Origin of the sequence: Ensifer sp. BR816, from assembly GCF_000378985.1 — a bacterium.
Classification (GTDB): domain Bacteria; phylum Pseudomonadota; class Alphaproteobacteria; order Rhizobiales; family Rhizobiaceae; genus Sinorhizobium.
This window is the reverse complement of record NZ_KB905370.1, coordinates 3405912-3428795: the sequence shown is the minus strand read 5'-3', so window position 1 is coordinate 3428795 and position 22884 is coordinate 3405912. Positions and strand designations below refer to the sequence as shown.

Annotated in this window: 21 protein-coding genes and 2 pseudogenes; 10 read left to right on the top strand and 13 right to left on the bottom strand. The window is 60.9% G+C overall.

Features of this window, described 5'->3' with window-relative positions; genetic code table 11:
• Positions 1 to 12: 12 nt before the first annotated feature.
• Positions 13 to 759 (bottom strand): Crp/Fnr family transcriptional regulator, encoded by a 747-nt coding sequence (locus tag RHIBR816_RS0116400; RefSeq protein ID WP_026187072.1) that lies wholly within the window; start codon positions 757 to 759, stop codon positions 13 to 15.
• Positions 760 to 901: 142 nt separating this feature from the next.
• Here RHIBR816_RS0116400 and RHIBR816_RS0116395 point away from each other — a divergent pair, with 142 nt between their 5' ends.
• A complete protein-coding gene (locus RHIBR816_RS0116395) occupies positions 902 to 1642 on the top strand; it encodes a response regulator (protein ID WP_018237656.1) in 741 nt (246 codons plus the stop codon).
• A gap of 48 nt (positions 1643 to 1690) precedes the next feature.
• On the opposite strand, the gene RHIBR816_RS0116390 is transcribed toward RHIBR816_RS0116395, so the two are convergent.
• A complete protein-coding gene (locus RHIBR816_RS0116390; RefSeq protein ID WP_157628197.1) occupies positions 1691 to 2131 on the bottom strand; it encodes a hypothetical protein in 441 nt (146 codons plus the stop codon).
• A 358-nt stretch (positions 2132 to 2489) separates the two neighbouring features.
• Between RHIBR816_RS0116390 and argF the strand changes: the two genes are divergently transcribed.
• From argF to RHIBR816_RS0116370, 4 genes and pseudogenes are all read left to right on the top strand, one after another.
• Positions 2490 to 3506 carry an ornithine carbamoyltransferase gene (gene argF, locus RHIBR816_RS0116385; protein ID WP_026187071.1) on the top strand — a complete coding sequence of 339 codons (1017 nt, stop codon included), beginning with the start codon at positions 2490 to 2492 and terminating at the stop codon, positions 3504 to 3506.
• Positions 3507 to 3665: 159 nt separating this feature from the next.
• A pseudogene (locus tag RHIBR816_RS34260) lies at positions 3666 to 5262 on the top strand (MBL fold metallo-hydrolase).
• A 399-nt stretch (positions 5263 to 5661) separates the two neighbouring features.
• Positions 5662 to 5847: a hypothetical protein gene (locus RHIBR816_RS38400; protein WP_018237652.1), complete on the top strand. Its 186-nt coding sequence runs from the start codon at positions 5662 to 5664 to the stop codon at positions 5845 to 5847.
• 106 nt (positions 5848 to 5953) lie between these two features.
• A complete protein-coding gene (locus RHIBR816_RS0116370) occupies positions 5954 to 7264 on the top strand; it encodes a trypsin-like peptidase domain-containing protein (RefSeq protein ID WP_018237651.1) in 1311 nt (436 codons plus the stop codon).
• Between the two features lie 48 nt (positions 7265 to 7312).
• Here RHIBR816_RS0116370 and RHIBR816_RS0116365 read toward each other — a convergent pair whose 3' ends face one another.
• The 5 genes from RHIBR816_RS0116365 to RHIBR816_RS0116345 all read right to left on the bottom strand — a co-directional run bounded on the left by RHIBR816_RS0116365 (position 7313) and on the right by RHIBR816_RS0116345 (position 13293).
• Positions 7313 to 8512, bottom strand: coding sequence for an efflux RND transporter periplasmic adaptor subunit (locus tag RHIBR816_RS0116365; RefSeq protein ID WP_026187070.1), 1200 nt, complete (start codon positions 8510 to 8512; stop codon positions 7313 to 7315).
• A gap of 29 nt (positions 8513 to 8541) precedes the next feature.
• A complete protein-coding gene (locus RHIBR816_RS34250) occupies positions 8542 to 10878 on the bottom strand; it encodes an ABC transporter permease (protein WP_245262601.1) in 2337 nt (778 codons plus the stop codon).
• Between the two features lie 5 nt (positions 10879 to 10883).
• On the bottom strand, positions 10884 to 11603 hold the full coding sequence (locus RHIBR816_RS0116355; RefSeq protein WP_026187069.1) for an ABC transporter ATP-binding protein: 720 nt from the start codon (positions 11601 to 11603) through the stop codon (positions 10884 to 10886).
• A gap of 237 nt (positions 11604 to 11840) precedes the next feature.
• Positions 11841 to 12671, bottom strand: a complete 831-nt coding sequence (locus RHIBR816_RS0116350) for a universal stress protein (RefSeq protein WP_018237648.1) — start codon at positions 12669 to 12671, stop codon at positions 11841 to 11843.
• A 94-nt stretch (positions 12672 to 12765) separates the two neighbouring features.
• Positions 12766 to 13293 carry an Hsp20/alpha crystallin family protein gene (locus tag RHIBR816_RS0116345; RefSeq protein ID WP_018237647.1) on the bottom strand — a complete coding sequence of 176 codons (528 nt, stop codon included), beginning with the start codon at positions 13291 to 13293 and terminating at the stop codon, positions 12766 to 12768.
• A 308-nt stretch (positions 13294 to 13601) separates the two neighbouring features.
• On the opposite strand from RHIBR816_RS0116345, the gene RHIBR816_RS0116340 reads away from it, so the two are divergent.
• The 3 genes from RHIBR816_RS0116340 (at position 13602) to RHIBR816_RS0116330 (ending at position 15138) form a co-directional block, all read left to right on the top strand.
• Complete coding sequence (locus RHIBR816_RS0116340; RefSeq protein WP_157628196.1) at positions 13602 to 13784, top strand: hypothetical protein; 183 nt, start codon at positions 13602 to 13604, stop codon at positions 13782 to 13784.
• Between the two features lie 135 nt (positions 13785 to 13919).
• Positions 13920 to 14228, top strand: a complete 309-nt coding sequence (locus RHIBR816_RS34245; protein WP_026187068.1) for a hypothetical protein — start codon at positions 13920 to 13922, stop codon at positions 14226 to 14228.
• A 220-nt stretch (positions 14229 to 14448) separates the two neighbouring features.
• Positions 14449 to 15138 carry a dienelactone hydrolase family protein gene (locus RHIBR816_RS0116330; protein ID WP_018237645.1) on the top strand — a complete coding sequence of 230 codons (690 nt, stop codon included), beginning with the start codon at positions 14449 to 14451 and terminating at the stop codon, positions 15136 to 15138.
• 160 nt (positions 15139 to 15298) lie between these two features.
• Here the strand turns inward: RHIBR816_RS0116330 and RHIBR816_RS0116325 are convergent, their stop codons facing one another.
• The 3 genes from RHIBR816_RS0116325 to RHIBR816_RS0116315 all read right to left on the bottom strand — a co-directional run bounded on the left by RHIBR816_RS0116325 (position 15299) and on the right by RHIBR816_RS0116315 (position 18479).
• Positions 15299 to 15829: a flavodoxin domain-containing protein gene (locus RHIBR816_RS0116325; RefSeq protein ID WP_018237644.1), complete on the bottom strand. Its 531-nt coding sequence runs from the start codon at positions 15827 to 15829 to the stop codon at positions 15299 to 15301.
• Positions 15830 to 16152: 323 nt separating this feature from the next.
• Entirely contained in the window at positions 16153 to 17787 is a 1635-nt protein-coding gene (gene groL / locus RHIBR816_RS0116320; protein WP_018237643.1) for a chaperonin GroEL, read from the bottom strand.
• Between the two features lie 86 nt (positions 17788 to 17873).
• Positions 17874 to 18479 (bottom strand): DUF6448 family protein, encoded by a 606-nt coding sequence (locus RHIBR816_RS0116315; RefSeq protein ID WP_198294149.1) that lies wholly within the window; start codon positions 18477 to 18479, stop codon positions 17874 to 17876.
• Between the two features lie 446 nt (positions 18480 to 18925).
• On the opposite strand from RHIBR816_RS0116315, the gene RHIBR816_RS0116305 reads away from it, so the two are divergent.
• Together RHIBR816_RS0116305 and RHIBR816_RS39010 are read left to right on the top strand one after the other, a co-directional pair.
• Positions 18926 to 19558 carry a Spy/CpxP family protein refolding chaperone gene (locus RHIBR816_RS0116305; RefSeq protein ID WP_018237640.1) on the top strand — a complete coding sequence of 211 codons (633 nt, stop codon included), beginning with the start codon at positions 18926 to 18928 and terminating at the stop codon, positions 19556 to 19558.
• A gap of 62 nt (positions 19559 to 19620) precedes the next feature.
• Positions 19621 to 19767: pseudogene (locus RHIBR816_RS39010) on the top strand (carboxylesterase family protein); the annotation flags it as partial.
• A gap of 201 nt (positions 19768 to 19968) precedes the next feature.
• On the opposite strand, the gene RHIBR816_RS0116300 reads toward RHIBR816_RS39010, so the two are convergent.
• The 3 genes from RHIBR816_RS0116300 to RHIBR816_RS0116290 are packed head-to-tail and all read right to left on the bottom strand — an operon-like array spanning position 19969 to position 22879.
• A complete protein-coding gene (locus RHIBR816_RS0116300; RefSeq protein ID WP_018237639.1) occupies positions 19969 to 20454 on the bottom strand; it encodes an SRPBCC family protein in 486 nt (161 codons plus the stop codon).
• Entirely contained in the window at positions 20451 to 20660 is a 210-nt protein-coding gene (locus RHIBR816_RS0116295) for a DUF2933 domain-containing protein (RefSeq protein WP_018237638.1), read from the bottom strand. The genes RHIBR816_RS0116300 and RHIBR816_RS0116295 overlap by 4 nt, the downstream gene beginning before the upstream one ends.
• On the bottom strand, positions 20657 to 22879 hold the full coding sequence (locus tag RHIBR816_RS0116290) for a copper-translocating P-type ATPase (protein WP_084811088.1): 2223 nt from the start codon (positions 22877 to 22879) through the stop codon (positions 20657 to 20659). The genes RHIBR816_RS0116295 and RHIBR816_RS0116290 overlap by 4 nt, the downstream gene beginning before the upstream one ends.
• Between the last annotated feature and the right edge of the window lie 5 nt (positions 22880 to 22884).

Sequence of the window (22884 nt, the reverse complement as noted above, 5' to 3'; positions counted from 1 at the left end):
ACCGGACCGTCTTCATGCGTTGGCGGATGCATACCGCGAAGAGGGTGCGCGAGACGGCATCCAGTGCTGGTCTTCCTCGGAGTCCGCCAACGATCGTAACGCTTCCATCTTCAAGACCGTGATCGAGCGCCGTCCGGGTGCTGCGATAATACCGCTGTTTGCAAATTTTGTTATCGTTCGGGAGACTGTCTCGATGGTCATGCCCAGATAGTCAGCGATGTCGAGCCGCGTCATGGGAAGATCGACAACGGAGGTGCGATTGTAACTCTGGCCGTTCCGCATCATCAGGAGGAAATTCGCTAGCTTCTCATCGGCACACCGACGGGAAAGCAGGACGGCCTGATCCTGCGCGGCCGTCATCTCATCGCGAAGCCTTGAGAATACCTGCTGCTGCAACTGCGAATTCCTTGCCACTTCGTCTTCGAAACGGCGGCGAGGCAAGCGATGAAGTTCTACGGGCGAGACCGCCTCGACACTGTAAAGATAACGCTCCCTGAGCGATACCCCGAGAATATCTCCTGGGCGCAAAAATCCGACGATGATCCGCCGGCCGTCGCCGAGCAGCCGCAACGCTCGCAGCATTCCATCGGTGACCTCGAATATATGCGTGGCTTCGTCGCCCTCCCAGAAAATCGCCCGGCCTGGCTCGAACTTCTCAATTGGCTGTCTTCTGAACAGGGACGACAGATCCGCCAAAGACGAGGCGGGCGTCTGCGCTGCTGCGCGACCATCCCGCATGCTTATTAGCTGAGCGCTCATGACGTCTCCCTCCATCTCCGCGATGGTAAGAGCTTGAGCGTTACCCGTGATGTGACGACGACTGGTGTGCAAAAAATGGTACGATTTTGTAACAAGGTGTAACATGTGCCAGGGGAGAAAAGAGCTGATTTGGGGATACTTCATGGTGGTTGCACGGTCCTTGCCCGAGCACATTCTGGTCGTCGATGACGATTCAAGGATCCGGCAGATGCTGTCCCGGTACTTCGAAGAGGAGGGTTATCGCGTCAGCCTGGCCGCCGACGGTCGGGAGATGCGAGATTGCCTCGACAAGCAATCGATCGACATCATCCTGCTCGACCTCATGCTGCCTGGCGAGGACGGACTGGCACTTGCGCGCGACATACGGGCGTACTCCGACATTCCGATCATCATGCTGACGGGCCGAAATGACGTGGTCGACCGCATTGTTGGCCTGGAGATGGGCGCCGACGACTACGTTGCAAAACCCTTCCATCTTCGGGAGGTATTGGCGCGCGTCAGGGGCGCTCTTCGTCGCCGTCACTCTCAGCTATCGCCGAATAGCAACGACTTGCAGTCGGAAGTCTACTGTTTCGAGGGACTGCGCCTTGATGTTGCCCGCCGCCAACTGCTCTCGGGTGATGGAACGGAGATCCTGCTGACGACCGGCGAGTTCGACATGTTATGTGTGCTCGTAAAGCATGCAGGTCGCGTGCTTCAACGTGAATTGCTCATGGATTTAACGCGGGGCCGAAACCTGGAAGCCTTTGACCGCACGATCGACGCGCAGATTTCGCGGCTAAGGAAGAAGATCGAGCGTGATGCCAGCCAGCCTGCTTTCATCAAGTCGGTCAGAGGCATCGGATATGTCTTCGCCGCAAGGACGACACGGGCGAATGCCTAGGGGGCGCAAGGGCGAAGCTTCTCCGATCGAGTCTGGTGACTCAACTTACTAAACGGGGATGAGGAGACCGCGGCCGTTTTGGTGTGGCATGCGCCTTAGCCCAGGCCAGCTCGCCGGTTCGAGTGGGGCGACGCGAATGAACCGACAGCGTCTGTTGCGAGCTGACTCCATCAGGTAGTCCAGCAGGGAATTGGATGCGCCGCGCGTATCCGCTGCAGTTGCGACCACAAAGACCGGCACCTCTAGCACTCTGCCGTGCATACTGTCGTGCGCAGGGCGCATGATGCAGACGCCTGCGATATAGCCCAGCGGATTCTCCGCGGTTATTACTTCTTCGGAATAGATCGCCGGCCATTTTCGGGCGAAGGCCAACGCGCAGACTTCGCGCCACGCCTGCAAGTCGACAGGGTAGCCCACGGCCTCAATCAACCGATGGGTTTTGTCGACCTGCCGGCGCGTGATCGGACCGACGGAGTAGGCGACAGCCATGTTGCTCCCCATTGGAAATAACCCTCGCGCAGTCCCACGAGTCCTCTATTCCCGAGCAAGACGTCGGCCTCAGTACCCGATGCACTCCCCGGCGGACCTTTTCCGCCACGTCGGCACCCGGCGCATCGCCCGCGATCTTGCGCATTGAGGGACAATTTCGAGGAAGCGAGACGCTTCGTCATTGATGTTCATCAAAGCGCCGGAAGGCATGAATTTGATGAGCGTCAAAGCCCGAGGCTCGCATCTGTTGTTCACTTCTTGGGAATGCGCGCCTCGGCATTTGCAACTGGTTCCGTGGGTGAGTTTCCGCAGATGTCGCATTTTGGCGGCGCCGATAATCGAAACAACGGGCAATGTCATGTCGATCAGTCTTCAAGGCCGTAGCGTCCTGACGCTCGATGAATTCACTTCAGAGGAGATCGGGTTTCTTCTGCATCTCGCTGCGGAGCTGAAGGTCGCCAAGCGGGATGGCAAGGAAGTCCGCCGGCTCAGCGGCAAAAATATCGCGCTTGTGAGCGACGAGGATTCGCGCAACGCTTTCTTTGGATCGGAAGTTGCTGCCTATGACCAAGGCGCTCACCCCGTCAGCATGCTTCTTCCTGCGGGTAATACCGGGCAGCACGGATCAATCAAGGACACGGCCCGCGTGCTTGGAAGGATCTATGACGCCATCGAATATTGCGGCCGTTCCCAAAGCGCTGTGGAGGAACTTGCCGCCTGCGCGCACGTCCCCGTCTACAATGGTTTCACCGACGAGTTTCAGCCGATCCAGGCGCTGGCGGATTTCCTGACGGTGCAGGAATTCGCCGGCAAGACGCTGCCCGAAGTTGCTGTTGCGTTCCTCGGCGACGGCCGCAGTTCCATCGCCAGATCGCTGGCCATAGGGGCGGCCAAGCTCGGCATGGATTTCCGTATCGTCTCACCACGGATATTTTGGCCCGCTCCTACCTTTGTGGAGCACGTGACGTCTGAGGCGCGCAAGAATGGTGGAAAGTTCGCAGTCCTGGAACATGTGGGCGCCGGGGTGTTGGGTGCCGATTTCATCTACACGGCATCCTGGCTGGGAGAGCAGGAGACGGGATGGAGCGAGCGCATCAGACTGCTGGCACCGTTCGGCGTCAGGGCTAACGTCATGGAAGCCACCGACAACCCGCATAGCAAGTTTATGCATTGCTTGCCCGCGTTTCACGACAGGAGCACCAGGGCCGGAGGGCGCATTGCGAAGCAGTTCGGTCTCGATTGCATGGAAGTCTCCGACGCTATCTTTGAATCGAAAGCTTCCGTCGTCTTCGATCAGGCCGAAAACCGCATGCATGCCATCAAGGCGATTTTTGTCGCGACCATTGGAGATCAGGAGACCAACGCGCCAAACTAGACCGGGCGATTGGATTGAACGACCGTTCCATTTGCCGCCCATCCGGCAAGGTCCCTGCGCCCCGAATGGGCGCGATTTGCGTTTTTGATCCGCATCAAGTCGCCCGCCGGAGCAAGTGTGCATGCTTAGGCATGCCGTCATCCATATCAGGTCGCGACTATGCCCATCGAACCGACCATCCGCTTTCATGGTGCCGCCGGAAACGTCACGGGCTCCTGCCAGCTCATCGAATTCGGTGCCACGAAGATCCTCGTCGACTGCGGTATGTTCCAAGGATCGAAGACAGAGAAGGAGCTGAACTACCGTCCCTTTCCTTTCGATCCCAAGACGATCGACGCCGTCATCCTCACGCACGCGCATATCGACCATTCAGGCCTGCTGCCGAAGCTTGCCAGGCTTGGTTATGACGGGCCCTATTTTCGCGACGCCGGCGACGACCGATCTCTGCTCCGTCATGCTGCCGGATTCTGCTCATATCCAGGAGAGCGAAGTCGTCCAGCTCAACCGCCGCAACCTGCGCCGGGGCCGGCATGCGGTGACGCCCATTTATACCGCCCGTGACGCCGCTGCCGCGATCACACTGTTCCGGCAGGTGCGCCTCGGCTCTTGGGAGAAGGCAGGCGAGGGCATTCGCTTCCGTTTCTGGAACGCCGGACATCTGCTCGGATCGGCTTCCGTCGAGATGGAGATCGATGCAGCGCCGTCGCCATTGCGGTTGCTGTTTTCGGGCGACATCGGTCCGCGCCACAAGCTCCTGCAGTTCGATGCGAAAGCGCCGAGCGGCTGGGATTATGTCATCTGCGAGAGCACCTACGGCGATGTCGAGCGCAAGGAAACGGACGATGCCGCGCGGCATCACATCCTGCGCTCGGAAGTGTTGAACGCAGTGCATCCGAACGGGGCGCTGATCATTCCCTCCTTTGCGGTGGAGCGCACGCAGGAACTGCTCACCGATCTCGTCCATCTTATGGAGACGAGTGCTGTCCCCAAATGCCCAATCATCATCGACTCTCCACTTGCGACGCGCGCCAGCGAGATCTTCCACCGGCATGCTCGCGGCCTCGAAAACGCCGATGTTCTTGTCAGGGCGATCGAGGCGAAGAACGTGCGCTTCACCGAGACGGCGGAGCAATCCAAGGCGATCGATTTCATTCGGGGCTTTCACATCGTCATCGCTGCGAGCGGCATGTGCGAGGCCGGACGCATACGGCACCGATTGAAAAATTGGCTGTGGCGCGATGAAGCGACGGTGCTGCTCGTGGGATACCAGGCGGCCGGCACGCTTGGGCGCTTTCTCGAAGAAGGTGCCTCCGTCGTGCGCATTCAGGGGGAGGATGTCCGCGTCCGCGCCCGGATCAGAAAGCTGGACATCTATAGCGGCCATGCCGACGGCCGTGAACTCGCCGAATGGGTGCAGTCCCGGCAGCCAATCAGCGCCGCCGTCTTTCTCGTCCACGGGGAGGCCGAAGCACTTGACGGGCTGAGGCAACGCCTCTCCACCTTCCTGGCGGAAGATCGGGTGATCCGGCCGAGCCTGGACAGCGCCTTTCGTCTAACCCCGCATGGTGCGGTGGAGATATCCGAGGCGGCGGCGGCGCCGCGCATCGATCCTGTTCTGGTGGGAAGGACGGATTGGCACAATGATTTCCAGTCGCTCGTCCTCGATCTGCAGGACGAGTTGGCCAAGGCCGCGGACGACAAGGCGCGCGGCGTCGTGATCCGCCGGTTACGGCGTGCACTGCGGGAGGAGGCATGAGAGCCGCCCGTTGGCACGGGAACGGAGATCGAATGGAGCACATGCCAGCGCCGGGTAAAACCTACACGATCCTGATCCGCGTCGATCAGGTGGCCCGTCTTTTCAACTCGCTCGATCCGACGCCGTTTCGGGAGCGGGATCTGGATGATGACGCCGAGCGGTTCATCGTCGAATGGGCTCAAGAGGCGCCCGGCAAAGTGCCCATCGAGATTGTCGTCCAGTTACCGCCCACAGAAGTGAATCTGGAATACACGCAAACCGTGCGGCAGGCGGTCCGATACAATTTCGAGAGCCGCGCTGACCAGGCGCGCCGCGAACTGCGTGAGATCATTAGAGAGGGAACGGCGAGCCCTGTTCGTAGGCATTCCTATTCTGGCGGTCAGTCTCGTCGCAAGCCAATTGATCAGCGATGCCGCGGGGACTGCCGCATATTCGCGTGTCATCGGCGAAGGCCTGCTGATCTTCGGCTGGGTGGCCAACTGGCGCGCGCTGGAGATCTTCCTCTATGGCTGGTGGCCGATCGTGCGCCGCCGCCGGCTTTATCGCCGCCTCGCCGCGGCAGAGGTCAAGGTCCTGTCGGTCTGATCTCTTCCTGGGTCGCCTCGGCGTGAAGCGCGCGGATTGATGCGCGTCAATGCAGTGGCGTGCAAATCCGGTTGAAATCACGGCGCAACTGCCAAGGAGCGCGAAGATGTTCAGGATCTCAAGGCTGCTCGGTCTGGCTGCTCTACTCGACGTCTGGGGAGGGGCAGCCGAAGCTACGAGCATCGAAGCGGGCGTATCCGCGATATTGCAGCGCGTGCGGCCTGCGGTCGTCAGCATCCACACCCTCAGCAGCGGAATTTTCAGAAACGAGAAGCTCGAAGATCCGAACGTCCGAAGGTTTTTGGGGCTTCCGGACGACGTTTTCATCGTCCAGAGCGGTGCGACCGCGGTGGGGTCGGGCGTGATCGTCGACAGTGAGGATGGCTATATCGTCACGAGCCGTCATCTTGTTGCCGACGCCGACGACGTTTCCGTGACGCTCGCGGACGGACGGGCTTTCGAGGCCGACAGGGTAGGGGAGGATGGGCCGACAGATCTCGCGGTGGTCAAGATCAAGGCACCAGGTCTTTCCGCGCTGAAGTGGGGGCATTCATCCGAACTGAAGGTCGGCGATTTTGTCGTCGCGGTGGGTAATCCTCTCGGCATGGCGCAGAGCGCGACTTTCGGCATCATCAGCGGCTTGGGTCGCTCGGGCTTGGATGCCGATGAATATCAGGATTACATCCAGACCGATGCGGCCATCAACCTGGGGAATTCCGGCGGCGCGCTCGTCAATGCCTACGGCGAGCTGATTGGCATTGCGCGCGGCATTCCCGCTCCCAGCGAAGAAAGCACTGGCATCGGCTTTGCGATGCCGTCCGACGTTGCGATGCAGATCGTCCGGGAACTCATCATCCACGGAGAATACAAGCGCGGCTGGCTCGGCCTTTCCGTGACGCCCGTTGCGGCGATAGCCGACGGAGGTAGCGATGAGGGGCAGGGCCTCGTCGTAAACGAGCTGGCCTGCAATTCGCCGGCGGAACGGCAGGGCGTGCGGCTTGGCGATGTCATCATGGCGCTGGATGGCCGGACCTTCGCAACGGACGCAGCCTTCAGGAACGCGGTCAGCTTGCTTCCGGCCAATGCCCGCATCACACTCGATATCCGTCGAGGAGAAGAGCCGCGGAAGCTGAATGTGACGCTTTCGCAATCGAGCGATCGAGACACGGTCGTCGTTGAGTTCCCCTCGGCGACCGGGTCACCGGCCTGTATGCCGACAGGCGCGGTCCTCGTCGACGTCGCAAGAGGTAGCGTCGTCTATGCGATGGGGCTGAGAACCGGCGACTATTTGACCGCTGTCAATGGCAAGGCGGCCTTCTCCGCTGATCAAGTTCGAGACGTTCTGCAAACCATCGGGGTCAAGGCCTCCGTCGATATCCTGCGCGCAGGAACGGCATATCGGATAGAGCTTGAATAGGTTCACCTTTTGGGCTGCTGCGGAGGACAACTTCGCGGCCCGCCTGTCCTAACGCTGAATGATGGTCACCCCGTCCTTGATGCGGTCGCTCGGATATAGAATCACCTTCTCCCCCGATTTAAGGCCCTCGCGGATTTCAACCGAGAGGTTGTTGCGCTGGCCGACGACGATGGGGCGCGCGCGTGCTCTCCCCTGTTCCATGACGAAGACCGTCCATGTGTCGCCTTGCCGGAACAAGGCGCCGAGCGGCAGCTTGAGCACTTCACCTTCGAACAGGAGAACCTGAACGTCGACGCGGTAACCATGCCCGAGCGAACGCCACAGCTCCGACGGATCGGCAAAGTCGAGCATGACGTCGACGCGCTGTTCCTCGATGCCGAGGGCCGAGACCTTGGTCTGCCCGAAGGGCTCGATGCGCCGCACAAGGGCATGCAGATCCTTGCCCCCCCAGCCGGTGATGATCGCCTTTTGACCGGGCTTGATCTTGACAGCGTCTTCCGAGAGGAAGTTGGCGACGATTTCCAGATCCGTAGGATCGCCGATATCGAGCAGAGGGGTTCCCGCCTCGACCACGCCTTCGCTGCGGCGCATGACCTGCAGAACCACACCGCTCACCGGCGCCGTCACCGACACGCATTCGCAGGGACCACTGCGGCTGCTGATCTCCTGGCGCGACAAGAGCCGCGACCGGGCTTGATGAAGTTCGTGCTCTCGCACCTTCAGGCCGGCCTCGGCGGTGGCGAGATTGGCTTCCGCGACATTATAGGCACGTTCGGCATCCTCGAGCGTCCGCCTGGAAATCGTGTTGCGTTCGATGAGAAGTCGGGCACGGGCTCGCTCTCCCTCGGCAAAGATCAGATCGGCTTTCGCCTTGTTTAGTTCGGCGGCGGCGAGGTTGTAAGCTGCTCGCGCCGCCTCGACCGCCGACTGCTGCTCCGCCTCTGAACGTACGTCCAGAAAGGCCGGCGCGGCGGGCTCGATTTGCGCAAGCAGAGTCTCCCCGGCCTTGACGACATCGCCCGCCTCGGGAGTGATGCGCTGCAACTGACCGCGCAACGGCGCGTAAAGCGTGTAGACGTCGCGCACCCGCGTTTCGCCCTCCTCGTCGATGGTTACACGCAATGTGCCGGTTTCGGCGACGGCGAGGTCGACCTGGATTGGCCGGGGCCAGAGCGCATAGGCGATGCCGGCCGCGAGCAGCGCTAGCAGACTACCCCAGATTATCAAGCGGCGCCTTGCGACCCTCACCGACTACTCCCTTGTTTTCAGCACCGCGATCAGATCCAGATGGTCGAGGCGCCGTCGCACGATTGCAGCGCAAACCACGTCGCACTGAGCGCAATCAGCGCCGCCTTGCCGTAGGTTGCGTCCCGAACCACGAGCGGTACGCGGTAGAGTTCCGTCTCGAAGGCGCTCGTCATGTACCATGCAAGGCCGTAGCCGATGGTCGCGCCAAGTGGGATGGCGACCCATGTCAGGATGCTGACTTCGCCAAGCAGGATGTAGGAGATTTCCCAACGGCTGAAGCCGAGGACGCGCAAGGTCGCGAGTTCGCGTGCCCGTTCGGAAAGCGCGATTCGGATCGAATTGTAGGTGACGCCGACCGACAGTGTCATCGAGAAAGCGACGAAGAAGCCGATGAAGATGAAGATCGTTTCGCCCATGGTCTTGTAAAAGGTGTCGATCGCGGCCTGGCGGAAAAGAACGGCGGCGATGTTCGGGATGTCCTTGAGCCTTGCCAGCAGCGTGGCTCGGCTCGGGGCGTCCACACGGATATGCAGGCCGCTCACGACGCGGCCATCGCCAGCGATCCGATTGAGCGTGGCCATGTCCATGTAGACGGGCGTGCCGAGATAGGTTTCGAAGATCTGAACTACTGGCAGGCTTAGTCGCGTCTGACGGCCTTCCAGAAGTTCGACGGCCACGGTGTCGCCAGCTCTGACATCGAGAAGTTCGGAGAGCTTGCGCGAGACCATGAGCCCGCCGGGAGGAGCCTCGATGCGACCGCGCTCGACGTCGAACACAGGACTGAGGATTGCGCCTGGCGGGACGCCGATGATCCCTTGTCGCTCGATAAGATGCCCGTGGCCAATGCGTGCTGATGCATAGCGGTAGGGTTCCGCCGCCAGCACGCCGGGCAGCCCCTCGAAGTCTCCGACCGTATCGATCGGCTGCAGGTCGTTGAACGCGACGGTCGCGTCCTGGTGTTGCCCACGTTCAAAGACGGTCTCGGCAAGGGAATCGATGGCGTCGACCCATTGCAGCGCCATGATGAGCACGGCGATCGACATGGCAAGGCCGAGACTGGCGAGGAACGCCCGCAACGGCCATCGGATGATGCGTCTGAGGATCATGCGCGACGGTTCGTCCAGTGCCCTGGCGAGCACCGTTCGCGATGCCCAGGTGCGCCGATAGATCGGCGGGGAGGGCGGCAGCATGGCCTCGGCAGGCGGGAGCCGGACGGCGCGGCGGACCGCCGCGAGGCTGCCTGCGAGCGCCGCAGCCAGGCTGATCGCGCCGGCGATCACGAAACCGGCCGGGCCGGGGCGATAAAGCAGGAACGGAAAGCGGTAGAACTTGGTGTAGAGCTCCGTGTTCCAATGGCCAAGCCAGGCGCCGATCAGAGAGCCGATCAGGATGCCGATCGTGCCGATAACGAGGACCATCTTCGTGTAATGCCATCCGATCGACCCGTTGTCGTAGCCGAACGCCTTCAGCAGGCCGATCTCGCGACGTTCGGTCTCGATCAGCCGCGCCATCACCATGTTCGTCAGGAAGGCGGCAACCGCAAGGAAGATGGTCGGCATGATCCTCGACATGTTCTTCTGCTGGGCGATCTCGCTTTCCAGGAACCAGTTCGAGGTCTGGTCGGCGCGCCCGTAGGCGCCCACGCCGCCGAACGGGGACAGCAGATTGTCGAGCCGCCGGATGACGTCCTTCTCGTCCGCACCGGGCAGCAGACTGAGCGTGACGCTGTTGAAGGCGGCCTCAAGGTCGAAGGCGGCCGCCAGCGCATCCTGCCCCATCCACAGAATGCCGTAACGCTCGTCGTCCGGCATGAGGCCGCCGGGTGCGATCGCGTAGACGAATTCGGGGCTGAGCGCGGTGCCCACGACCTGAAGTGTGCGCTTCCGGCCCCGCAACACGGCATCGAAGCTATCGCCGGGCTTCAAGCTGTGGGCTTCTGCGAAAGGTTCGCTGACCACGACCTCGTCGGGTCGCGTAGGGTCTGCCAGACGACCGGACCGGATCACCAATGCGTTCAGAAGCTCAGGGCCGCGTTCGGGCAGCGAAATCAGCTGCGCGACGACCGGTTCGGGAAAGCCCGGCATGTCGAGAATGGCGCCTTCCATAATCCGCGTCTCGGCGAGCCGTACGCCCGGAATTTCCGCGATATCGCGGCCGAGATATTCAGGCGCGCGTTTGGCGCGCGCAAACACGTCGGCGAAGCGCGTACGTTCGTAATAGGCGGAGGTCGTCTCTTCCAGCGCTTCGATGGTCGTCAGCGCCATGATGAGCAGCGCCGTGCCCGAGGCGATCACTAGGGCGATGGCGAGGACCTGGGCCTTCAGCCTCCAGAGTTCACGAATGAGCTTGCGATCGAGACTACTCATCATGCTCACCAGGCGAGTTCGCCGGGGGCGCGCTGAATCGCGTTGCGCCGCGTTTCGACGATGCGCCCGTCGGCAAAGTACAGCACGCGATTGGCAATCTCGGCAATCACCGCATTATGGGTGATAAGCGCCGTGGTTGTGCCGAGCTCCCGATTGGTCCTGAGGATCGCGTCGAGCACGAGGATCCCGGTCTTGCTATCGAGCGCGCCGGTAGGCTCGTCGCAGAGAAGCAGGTCGGGTCGCTTGGCGATCGCGCGGGCGATGGCGACCCGTTGCTGCTCGCCGCCGGAAAGCTGCGCCGGGAAGTGATCCAGCCTGTCGCCGAGGCCGACGATGGTCAGAGCTTCGATCGGCGGCATCGGATTCGTGGCGATCTCTGTCACGAGAGAAACGTTTTCGCGGGCCGTGAGGCTGGGAATGAGATTGTAGAACTGGAAGACGAATCCCACGTGATTGCGGCGGTAAAGATTGAGCGCGCGTTCACTGTCCAGCGCCAGCGGCTGATCGCGAAACATGACGCTGCCGCTGGTCGGCATATCGAGACCTCCGAGAATGTTGAGCAGGGTCGATTTGCCGCTTCCGGAGGGTCCCAAAAGAACCACGAGCTCGCCTTGGCGAAGATCCACGTCCACGCCGCGCAGGGCGTGGACTTCCACCGTACCCATTCGATAGATCTTGGTGAGCTTTCGCGCCTCAAGGGCAATGGCCGATGCCTCGTTCTCCACCACTTGCTCCTCGGTTCGCCGGCGTGTCGCTGCGACCGCTGCGAGCATCGCCCCAGGTGGATATCATTCAGAAATATAATGCTCGATCTCAGTGATTGGAAACTGGTGGCCACGGTGCGTGCAATTTGCGCGAGGGGCCAAGAAGGCACGGCGCCGCAGCGAGAACCAGTTCGTTGATAGTTTCGTCGCGCATGAACGCGTCGAGTTATGGCAGGCGTTTCCGATCTTCCCGCCTCATCATCGCGCCATCAGCACGGGAAGCCGGGCTTCATCGAGCATCGATCGCGTGACGCCGCCGAAGACGACCTCGCGCAGCCGGGAGTGCCCATAGGCACCCATCACGATGATGTCGGCTGCGACGTCAACGGCATGTCGCTGCAGGACCTCTACCACGGTCCGGCTGGCGCTTGGCAGCGTATCGACCGTCACGTCGATGCCGTGGCGGGCAAGATAGGCGGCGACATCTGCTCCGGGTTCATCACCACTCGTCCTGAGCGTCGCCGCAGGATCCACCATGGTGACGTGGACGGAATTGGCATTGGCCATCAGTTCGAGCGCCTCTCGCGCTGCATGTGCTGACTGAGCCCGCGAATCCCAGGCCAACAGGACTGTCTTCGGCTTCAGTGTCGGGGTACACGCGGGCGGGATCAGCAACACCGGGCGACCCGATTGGAAGAGGCCGCCGTCGATAATTTGCTGCTTGAGATCGGCGTCCTGGAAGGCGCTGGGACCCAACAGGATAAGATCGGCATAGAGCGCACGTTCCCCTATGTCGTAGGTGACGCCTGCCACCTCCGCATAGATGCTGTCGACATCAAAGGAAATCCCTCGCTTCGAGAGCTGGTCGCGGGCCGTCTTCGCGCTTTCGCCAAGCGCTTGCAGGTTTCGTTCCCGCTGTTCGAACCATGCCGGCGCAAGCGTCGCGTATCTGCTGGTCGGTTGTGGCGCGAATCCGACGATAAAAGCGCTTAAGTGCGCAGAGACTTGATCAGAGATATCTGCAGCCACCTTTAGGTCGCGGTCGGTCTGCGAAACGCCGACGACTGCGAGGATCGTCTTGAATGACATTGTTTTGCTCCGTTGCAACGTAGAAGGGTGACATCAGGATGAGCCCGGCAAGACGCACCAGCGGGCGCGTCTTGCTCTCCCAGAGCGCGAGGTGCTAGTCCGTCTTGACCTGGATCTTGCGCTCGCTCTGCTGCGCTTCCGCGGTCTTCGGCAGAGTCACGGTCAGAACGCCCTTCGCGAAATTGGCGGCGATGTTGTCAATGTCAACGCCGTCAGGCAGTCGGAAGGCCCGCTGGAACGAGCCGTAGCGACGTTCGGAAAGGACATATTCCTTGGTCTTTTCCTCTTTTTCCTCCTGCTTCTCGCCCCGGATCGTCAGGGTTCCGCTGGAGATCGCTACCTCTATGTCCTTTTCCTCCATTCCTGGCAGTTCGCAGGTAATTTTGTAGCTCGTGTCTGTCTCCGCGAGATCAACGGCCGGCGCGACCCTCATGTGCGACACCTGCGGCATTCGACGCATGAACGCGGACGCAAAAGGCCGGTGCCACAGGGTTGGGGCGAAGTCGTCAAACAGGCGGTCGATTTCGGATCTTAGACTGTCGAACGGGAGCCAGGATTCCGAACGATGCTCGATCCCTTTCTCTTCCGACTTGATGGGCAGTTTGCTTGCTGGTTCAGCCATGGGGTGGTCCTCCTTCAAAGCGGTGGTTCCAGGCTCGTCTCGCCGCTGGTTTGCTTAAAGAGCGCGGCCGCAAAGCCAGTCTGGCCGGCTTCTACCCGCGCTTCTCGTCCGCTGGCCCAGCCAGATGAATTCATTAAAACGCTGTGCGGCGGCAGTCTCATTGATCCGCGTCAAAGGTGGCATGAGTCTGAAGTGGCCATTCCCCGTTTCCTGCTTTGACGAAGAGCAAAGCGCGCTGTCTGAAGGTATGGTCTGCTTGGTGACAGCTATCGTTCGTCAGCGATGATGAAGGCGACTGGAACCCGATGATGACCAGGCACAACATATTTCACGTCATACAGACGGCCGTCCTGAACAGGCTGCTTCTGATCATCATCGCGCTCATGATTGCGTCGCCTTTCGTCGTGCTGCCGATCAAGGGCTGCACCACTTCAGGCAGTCAGACAGGCTCCGCACCGATGGAGATTTCGGCGCCCCCCGAGACGAGCTAATTGGATGTATTCCCCAGGCTATAATGATGCAGGGCGCTCGCGTGTCAGCTCATCTGTAGGGTGAGTGCCAAGGCGAGTAGCGTCGTCGTTGCCTGGAAGGATGCCCGTGAGGCAAGACGAGCGGTTGCAGACGCGATGCCCTTCCTTGTCCATGCACGCGAAATCCTTGTAGCGACCGTCGCGGACCACGAACCGGATCGGGCGATGGCCAGTGCCACTGACGTTGTCCGCTATCTTATCAATCATGGTGCAAAAGCGCGCGCAGAGATCGTGGACCATCGCGAAGGGGAGGCTGGGGAGGCGCTGATTGACATCGCCAAGCAGAGGGGAGCGGACCTGATCGTCCGGGCGGTTATGGCCATGCCCGCCTTCGCGATTGTTGCCATCCGTTTTCCTGTCGACGTCCGTTGCAATGACCCGCTCCTCCCGAAATTAGAAGAGTGATCGGAATGGCGGCCGACAGCATTGATTATACAAAAATCGTCTCCCGCGGCTTGTTCTGCGCTTTGCTACGATAGGCCGACGTTACTGGACAGACTCTCTCGATCCTCGCGGATTGGCCGTTGTTGCCAGTCTGATTGAGCCAGATCAAAGCCATTCGGTGACCCTGTGCGACATTAGGACTTTAGCAGTGAAGCCATCGCATGCCCTTGAAAGGCAAACCATGACATCCGGCCCTGCGCAGATAACAACGAACCAAACTGAGGTCATCGATGTCGAGATCTCGCCGCACGGCTTGCCGGGATGCCTTCGCCTTCCGCCAAGACCGCGCGGCGTCATCATCTTCGCTCATGGCAGCGGCTCCAGCCGCAAGAGCCCGCGCAATGTCTATGTCGCAGAGGCATTGCGCGGGCAAGGTTATGCCAGTCTGCTCTTCGATCTCCTCAGCGATCGGGAGGCCGAAAGCCGCGCCAATGTTTTCGATATCCAACTCCTGGCCAAACGGCTGGTCGGCGCATGCAAATGGGCACGCATGGCGCACGAGACCCGTGGGATGCCGATCGGGCTTTTCGGGGCAAGCACCGGTGCGGCCGCTGCTCTCGAAGCGGCCGTTGAACTTGGGGACCAAGTGTCTGCGGTGGTCTCAAGGGGCGGGCGCCCGGACCTTGCGGGGGCGGTGCTCGAAGCAGTCACGTCGCCGACCCTCCTCATCGTTGGGGGGCGCGATCCTGATGTACTCGGATTGAATCGCGCGGCTCTGGCAATGCTGGACGGACCGAAAAAGCTGCATACCATCCCCGGCGCCACCCATCTGTTCTCGGAACCGGGAGCGCTCGACGCGGTTATCTCTGCAGCAGCGGATTGGTTCGACGCCTACTGCCGTCAGCGCGACAACGAACAGGAACGGAGATAGTCTCCGTGCATTTCTCAAATCGCTCTGGGGCGGCAAAGCAAATCGGCAAAGGCGATCGAGCCTTATCGCGACCAGTACGTCGTTGTTCTCTGACTTGCGCGCGGAGGCGTCCTGTCGCGGCAGAGGTCGCAAGTCATCTCGGCGCGCCCCTCGACCTCATCTAGCCGGCCGAATCAAGAAATCGATTTACGAAGTCAGCAAGGACGTCCCAGTCAGTGAACTCGTGATCGCGCTCGGAGATCGCAGTGCCGCTGCGCTTCATGACGATAAACTTGACGACCTGCTCTTGAAAGTAGTCGTATTCGGTGAAGCGCAAAGCACCCCCGAGAAGAAGGGTAGTGCGTGGTTGCCATCCCGTTACGGAGACGAAGCGATCCACGTACTTTTGCGCTTCCGGTCTTTCGTCTTCCAGTACGGCCGACAGACTGACGGAAATGAAGGCTGACGGTCTGGCGTTCAGCAATTCACGATGTGCGAACACGAAGTTCGTGATGGTGTCTTGGTAGTGCTTATGGTGGATCGACGCTGCAACAATGAAAGCGTGAAACCCTTCGAGTTTCAAATCGGATGCGAGTGCTGCGCTATCAAGCAATACGACATGGTGCCCGCGCTCGCGAATATGCGTTGCCGTCCATGTCGCTATTTTCCGCGTCTGGCCTTCAGTCGTTCCATACATGATCAGGACGTTCATGACATCCCTCCGAAAATAGAAGAGACATTCAACGGACAATCGACACGAACCATCCCCCTGCCGGGGTTCGATGCTAATATTTTAGACTACATCGCTGTGCTCTTCGAGCAACTTCTGCGAACCGCCGACGAGAGCGCGGCTCGCGAAGGATACCTTTTGCGCGTGCCGTGACGGCGCGCGCTGTCGGCCGCGCGTGGTCAGACAGCGATCGCCTCCCTCGTACTTTGAAGGAGCGCTCGAAATCAAGGATGTACTTTTCTTCCAGCGCTTTCTTGCGTTCCGACGTTCCCATTGCTCCTCCCGATCGTGGTAGCTGGCTCGGCTCAGCCTGCGACTACGGGCTGCATCGCGGCCTCAGACATTGTTTCCTTCGGCGTCTCGGGAATTTCCGTCATGGTGGCTTCGGTGAGCAGAAGCACGCTTGCGACCGAAACCGCGTTTTCGAGTGCGACTCGGATCACTTTGGTGGGGTCGATGATGCCGGCTGAGACCAAGTCGACATAGACCTTACGCCCCGCGTCGTAACCGAAATTGCCCTGACCCTCGAGCATCTTCGCGACCACCACGCCGCCGTCGGCCGCGGAGTTCTCGGCGATTTGACGTGCCGGGATTTCCAGCGCCCGCTTAAGCACCTGAACGCCGGTGCGCTCGTCGCCTTCACAGGCCTGTTCCTCTTCTTCGACCGCGCTGATACAGCGCAGGAGAGCCAATCCGCCACCCGGCAAAATTCCTTCAGCTACGGCCGCCTTGGTCGCGCTGATTGCGTCATCAAGCGCTTCCTTCTTTGCCTTAAGTTCCGCCTCTGTGGCAGCCCCCACTTTGATCACCGCAACGCCGCCAGAAAGCTTCGCCAGTCGCTCCTGGAGCTTTTCTCGGTCGTACTCGCTGGCTGTGGTCGGAATTTCCTTGCGTATCTGTCCCGCTCGGCCACTGATGGCCTCCTTGTCGCCCGCGCCACCAATGATGGTGGTCGTATCTTTCGTGATGACGATCCGTTCGGCACGGCCGAGCTGTTCGGGCATGACCGTTTCGAGCTTTATGCCCAGCTCCTCGGAGATAAGCTGACCACCCGTGAGAATGGCGATGTCCTGCAGCAGGGCCTTGCGTCGGTCTCCGAATCCAGGTGCCTTGACCGCACAATTGTGGAGCGTTCCGCGCATCTGGTTGACGATCAGGGTTGCCAGCGCTTCGGTTTCCACATCTTCGGCGATAATCAACAGTGGCGTCCCGGCTTTCGCGACGGCCTCGAGGAGTTCCACGCAATCCTTGAGCGAAGTGATCCTCCGGTCGAACAGGAGGACGGCGGCGCTTTCAAGCACGACTTCCATTCGTTCGGCATCGGTGACGAAATAGGGCGAGAGGTAGCCACGATCGAACTGCATGCCTTCGACGACTTCGAGGACCGTCTCGGTCGTTTTCGATTCCTCTACGCTGATGACCCCGTCATCGCCCACCTTCTCCATGGCATCGCCGACGAGCGTGCCGATCTGCGCATCATTATGGGCCGAAATTGTTGCGACCTGCTCCTTTTCGCGCTTCTCTGAGACAGGGCGTGAATTTTTCTTCAACTCGGCGACAGCCCGTTTAGCGCCGCGATCAAGCCCGCGCTTGATGTCGATCGCGCTTGCGCCCGCAACGACATTGCGCAGGCCGTCGGCGAAAATCGCATGCGCGAGAATGGTCGATGTGGTCGTTCCGTCGCCGACGATTTCGCCTGTCTTCTCCGCTGCCTGGCGTAGCATTCGTGCCCCGAGGTTCTCTTCCGGATCCTTAAGGTCGAACTCCTTGGCGATCGTCACCCCGTCATTGCAGACGATCGGCGCTCCCCATTTTCTCTCGATCAGCACAGCTTTTGATCGCGGGCCGAGCGTCACCCGGACCGCATCGGCGAGTTGCGTAGCGCCTTTCAAGATCTTCTCTCGGGCAGCCGAATGGAAAAGGACTTGCTTGTGAGCCATGGCTTTCACCCTCCGTTCCTGTTTTCGTAGCACAGGGCCGAACGGACGCTTTGACGCGCATCAAATCGAATAGTTGCGAGGCATGTTCAGTCATGGTGGTGTTTGGAATCACCCTCGTGGGGCGCCGCCTTTATGGCTTGATAGAGCCGATGCGAGTAGACGAGAAATCCAAGTGTCGCCTCCACGTACCTTCGAGCCTTTGCAATGTCTGAGGGACTATGATCACGAAGATTCCGCACACGCTCGAACCGGTGCTGCACCTCATCCTGGAGGGTGTCGGCCAGCAATCGGATCAATGCCTCGGGGGAGTCGGTCTCAATTGCTTTCTCCGCAACGGGGATGACCGGACCAACGTCAAGGCCGGCCGGCTTGACTCCGGTGTAGGGAGCACCTTCTCCGGCTCGGTGCAGCCGCACGGCAGTTTCGTAGAAGTAGAGGTCGGCGACCGAACGCGCTTCTGGACCGCTGCTGCGGGCTTCCATTACTTTCTTGAAAGCAGCCATTAACTCCGCGGCGCTGCTTTCCTGAACGTAAGGCAGGATCAAATTGACATCCTCGGTTTCCAATGCCCCGCGCGCGGCATTAACAACCGGTCCGTCCATGCTGTCGCAATGTGGAGGCATGTGATTGTCCTCGGACAGTATCGCAACATTATTGTCGCATGCCGGAAGTTCGACATTGATCTGGGACAAATTGCGAGGCCGCCGCGTCCTTCTTCAGGGCCCTCGGCGGCGGCAAGTGTCGTCGCCTTGACCGGATCGGTACAATTCGCCGAGGCGGTCGGCGATAGGCGGCAATGACGACAGTTACCCCTTAGCTCTTCTGCCTTTTTGCGAAAGCAAAAAGATGGTCCAGATCGTTACGGCAGCCAATATTCTCGATCTGCTGCTGCACGGGGCGCGTATGCTCCTGGCTCCAATCGGAGGGCAATACGATGCTCGCCACAGACCCTGGGCCCTCGCCCTCCATCCGCGAGAACGGAGAGGATCTGCCGGCGACAGGGCACTGGCGATGGCGGGCATCCGACGCGCCGTGACGGCGGCTGTTTAGCGGACCGAGTTTGATTTGCGTCAAGGCGAATTTTCTCTGCAGTCGTAGCTTTAAGGCCAATGGTTTAGCGAGAGTGAGGAGAGGCGAAATGACGACGCTGCGAACGTTTCTGCTGGTGAGCACACTGCTTATGCTGGGTGTGCCAGGTTTTGCCGAAGACGCACACCATCCCGAGGCCACCACCCAGGCGAGCGAAGCAACTGCTCAACGACAGATGCCTGCCGCGAACCCGACTGCTGCGATGCCGAGCGGCATGATGTGCGGTGACATGATGAGCGGCATGATGCGGATGATGACCGGGGGACAAGACACCATGGGTATGATGGACCGTCAGGCGGCAATGGGGCAGACCGCCATGGGTGCGATGGCCCAGATGATGGCCCCCGAACACATCGAGGGGCGTATCGCGTTCCTGAAAACAGAGCTCAAGATAACTCCCCAGCAGGAGACGTTGTGGAACGCCTTTGCCGAGCTTCTGCGAGCTAATGCCCGCGGAACACAGGATGGTATGATGCAGATGCCGGGTGGGATGGGAGGACCAGGGGGCATGGCCGTGACACCTTTGCAGCGTGTTGAACTGAGTGAAAGCGCCCTGGCCAGCCGCCTTGAACGCGTACGAAAGCTGAAAGCCGCGCTCGTTCCTCTCTATCAGTCGTTCGAGGGAGCACAGAAACAGATGGCTGATAGGCTGCTTGTGACTTCGATGATGGGGATGATGTGAACTGCCGGGCAGGGAGGCTCTCTGGTGAGCTGCTATGACCGCGCCCACCCAGGACCACCACCATGAGTCGGAATGAGGCTTATGTGGTCAAAACAAAGTCGGGCGATCTGCGAGGCAGCGTTGCTGACGGTGTTCATTCATTCAAAGGCGTGCCGTTTGCTGCGCCACCTTTCGGGCCCAATCTGCTGCGCCCGCCCCAGCCTGTCGAAGCTTGGAAGGCGTGCGCGATGCGCTCACGTTCGGCCCGAAGTCTCCCCAAGCGGACTATCCGCCTGGAATCGCCGAGGCCTTGCAGAGGTGGCAGGTCCGGGCGAGGAACCGGCGGTTCTGTTGTTCGTTCCATGAAAAGCGGCTCTGAACTGGGCTTTTACAAGGCTAGCGAGGAACTCGACACGAAGAAGCGGTTTTCTTCACCGAAACTTGCTGGCAGCGTCATTCGCCATCCGGTTGACGCACCAGCGTGCGTAGATCGGTCCAAACAGCGGCCCCAGGAACTGTCCCGTGAACGTGGCTGGATGATCATAATTGATGAAAACACGAAGCCGCGATGCGCCATCCGAGCCGCTGATCTCGCAGCCCATCCGGTAGGCACCGATGACGACAAGATTCGGCCGTCCCCGCGTCTCCCACACTTTCCGGCGCGGAGGCTGGTACTCGATGACGACTCCCTCCACGAAGAGCCGCAACCCCAGTATGTTGCCGTACATCTTGATGACGGAGCCAACGGCCCGGCCTTGGGCTGCGTCCAACTCGTATGACATCCGGCCGCCGAGCATCATCATCGAGGACTTCTGCATGTGCGAGCCGAGACTGGCCTGGTCGTCCAGGTAGTCAAAAAGCAGCTCGGCGGACGTTGAGATGTCGGCGATGGCTTGTGCCGCGTGTGCGTAGGTCATGTGAGATCATCCGTTTTCGCCCGTTGGCCGCGATGATCATGGCGATGACCGCCGTGGCCATGGAAGAGATGCATCAACGGGCAGGCGAGCAGCAGCAGGTAGGGTGTGAGACCCAGCGCATGTTGCCAGTGCTCGCGGAGAATGAAGAACGCGGCGATCACGGCGAGCGAGGCGACGAACAGCGTCCATTTGCGATCCCAGGTCATATCTGAGCACTCCTTAGCCTGAGGGCATTGCTGATCACGCTGACCGACGAGAGCGCCATCGCCAAAGCCGCAATGATCGGCGACAGCAGCAATCCGAAGGCCGGATAGAGCACGCCAGCGGCAACCGGGACACCAGCGGCGTTATAGATGAAGGCGAAGAACAGGTTCTGGCGGATGTTCCTCATCGTCTCGTGGCTCAGCCGTCGTGCCCGCACGATGCCCTGAAGATCGCCCTTGAGCAGCGTGACACCAGCGCTCTCGATTGCCACGTCGGTTCCGGTTCCCATGGCGATGCCGACGTCGGCGGCCGCAAGGGCAGGGGCGTCGTTCACCCCGTCGCCTGCCATGGCGACGATCCGCCCCTCGCTGCGCAGCCGCGCGACGATCTCGCTCTTATGCTCCGGCAGGACTTCCGCCTCGACCTCCTTTATGCCGAGCTTGCGGGCAACGGCGTTGGCCGTGGTCTTGTTGTCTCCCGTGAGCATCACCACGCGCATAGCGTCCTTCACCAACGCCTCGACGGCGGCCGGTGTCGTCGCCTTGATCGGATCGGAGATCGCGAACAAGCCGCCGAGGCGGCCATCGATGGCAGCAAAAATGACCGTAGCCCCTTCGCCGCGCAGCGCTTCCGCCTCTTTCGCGAGAGTCGAGGCGTCGACGTTCTCCTCGGACATGATGCGGTGGCTTCCAATAGTGAGCCTGCGGCCCTCCACGACGCCGGTCACGCCCCTGCCGACCGGGCTGTCGAAGTCCTCGGCCTTGCCGAGCGACAGCCCACGCTCATTGGCGGCCTCGACGATTGCGGCCCCCAGCGGATGCTCGCTCGGCCGTTCCAAGGTGGCGGCCAGTCGCAGGAGTTCCTCCTCCGACCCGCCTTCAACAGCGACAATCGAAGTGACCTTCGGCCTGCCCTCCGTCAGGGTTCCGGTCTTGTCGACTACCAGAGTGTCTACCTTCTCGAAGCGTTCCAACGCTTCTGCGTTCTTGATCAGCACACCGACGCTGGCACCCTTGCCGACGCCGACCATGATCGACATCGGGGTAGCAAGGCCAAGGGCGCAAGGGCAGGCGATGATCAGCACGGCCACGGCTGCAACCAGTCCGTGGGCAAAGCGAGGTTCCGGCCCGACAATCATCCATGTCGCGAAGGCTATGATGGCGATCAGGATGACGACGGGCACGAACCAGCCGGACACTTCATCGGCCAGGCGCTGGATAGGGGCGCGAGACCGCTGGGCCTCGGCGACCATGCGGACGATCTGCGACAGCATGGTGTCACGGCCGACCTTCCCGGCTTCCATGACGAAGCCGCCCGTCTTGTTCATCGTGCCCCCGATCAGTTTGGCACCGGTCTCCTTGGTGACGGGCATCGATTCCCCGGTGATCATCGATTCATCGACCGAGCTGCGGCCTTCGACGAGGGTACCGTCGACCGGGACCTTCTCGCCCGGACGGACGCGCAACCTGTCGCCGACAGCGACGGCTTCGAGCGGCACGTCCTCGTCTGTGCCATCATCGCGGATGCGGCGGGCGGTCTTCGGCGCGAGGTCCAGAAGGGCGCGGATCGCGCCTCCCGTCTGCTCACGCGCCTGCAGCTCCAGAACCTGCCCGAGCAGGACCAGCACCGTGATGACGGCGGCCGCCTCGAAGTAGACCGCGACTGCCCCGTCCCCGGAACGGAACGTCGTGGGGAACAGGCCGGGCGCGACCGTCGCGACCACGCTGTAGACCCAGGCGACCCCGGTGCCCATGGCGATCAAGGTGAACATGTTGAGGTGCCGGGTGAGTATCGACTGCCAGGCCCTTTCGAAGAACGGAGCGCCCGCCCACAACACGACAGGCGTTGCGAAAACAAGCTGGAGCCAGTTCGACGCCTGAGGGCCGAGCAGCATGTGCAGGTTGGTGAGATGGCCGCCCATTTCGAGCGCCAGCACCGGCAGCGTAAGGACGAGACCAATCCAGAACCGACGTCGCATGTCGATGAGTTCCGGACTGGGTCCCGTTTCGGCGGTAATAATTTCCGGTTCGAGCGCCATGCCGCAAATCGGGCAGTTACCGGGTCCAAGCTGCCGAACCTGCGGATGCATGGGGCAGGTGTAGACGACGCCCTCCTGCTCTTCCGGGCGGGGCTCACCGAGGTGTGCGGGAGCGGCGTTCTCCTGCGGTTGATGTTGGTGATGGTGGTGCTCGTGACCCTGAGGGTGCTTATGCTCGGCCATTTGGG

Coding starts and splice junctions, on each gene's coding strand:
- RHIBR816_RS0116330 (WP_018237645.1), top strand. CDS start 14,449: ATGACATCCGGCCCTGCGCAGATAACAACGAACCAAACTGAGGTCATC.
- RHIBR816_RS0116400 (WP_026187072.1), bottom strand. CDS start 759: ATGAGCGCTCAGCTAATAAGCATGCGGGATGGTCGCGCAGCAGCGCAG.
- RHIBR816_RS0116390 (WP_157628197.1), bottom strand. CDS start 2,131: ATGGCTGTCGCCTACTCCGTCGGTCCGATCACGCGCCGGCAGGTCGAC.
- RHIBR816_RS0116300 (WP_018237639.1), bottom strand. CDS start 20,454: ATGACCTACGCACACGCGGCACAAGCCATCGCCGACATCTCAACGTCC.
- groL (WP_018237643.1), bottom strand. CDS start 17,787: ATGGCTCACAAGCAAGTCCTTTTCCATTCGGCTGCCCGAGAGAAGATC.
- RHIBR816_RS0116305 (WP_018237640.1), top strand. CDS start 18,926: ATGACGACGCTGCGAACGTTTCTGCTGGTGAGCACACTGCTTATGCTG.
- RHIBR816_RS0116370 (WP_018237651.1), top strand. CDS start 5,954: ATGTTCAGGATCTCAAGGCTGCTCGGTCTGGCTGCTCTACTCGACGTC.
- RHIBR816_RS0116325 (WP_018237644.1), bottom strand. CDS start 15,829: ATGAACGTCCTGATCATGTATGGAACGACTGAAGGCCAGACGCGGAAA.
- RHIBR816_RS34250 (WP_245262601.1), bottom strand. CDS start 10,878: ATGAGTAGTCTCGATCGCAAGCTCATTCGTGAACTCTGGAGGCTGAAG.
- RHIBR816_RS0116350 (WP_018237648.1), bottom strand. CDS start 12,671: ATGTCATTCAAGACGATCCTCGCAGTCGTCGGCGTTTCGCAGACCGAC.
- RHIBR816_RS0116345 (WP_018237647.1), bottom strand. CDS start 13,293: ATGGCTGAACCAGCAAGCAAACTGCCCATCAAGTCGGAAGAGAAAGGG.
- RHIBR816_RS0116340 (WP_157628196.1), top strand. CDS start 13,602: ATGACCAGGCACAACATATTTCACGTCATACAGACGGCCGTCCTGAAC.
- argF (WP_026187071.1), top strand. CDS start 2,490: ATGTCGATCAGTCTTCAAGGCCGTAGCGTCCTGACGCTCGATGAATTC.
- RHIBR816_RS0116290 (WP_084811088.1), bottom strand. CDS start 22,879: ATGGCCGAGCATAAGCACCCTCAGGGTCACGAGCACCACCATCACCAA.
- RHIBR816_RS34245 (WP_026187068.1), top strand. CDS start 13,920: ATGCCCTTCCTTGTCCATGCACGCGAAATCCTTGTAGCGACCGTCGCG.
- RHIBR816_RS0116295 (WP_018237638.1), bottom strand. CDS start 20,660: ATGACCTGGGATCGCAAATGGACGCTGTTCGTCGCCTCGCTCGCCGTG.
- RHIBR816_RS0116395 (WP_018237656.1), top strand. CDS start 902: ATGGTGGTTGCACGGTCCTTGCCCGAGCACATTCTGGTCGTCGATGAC.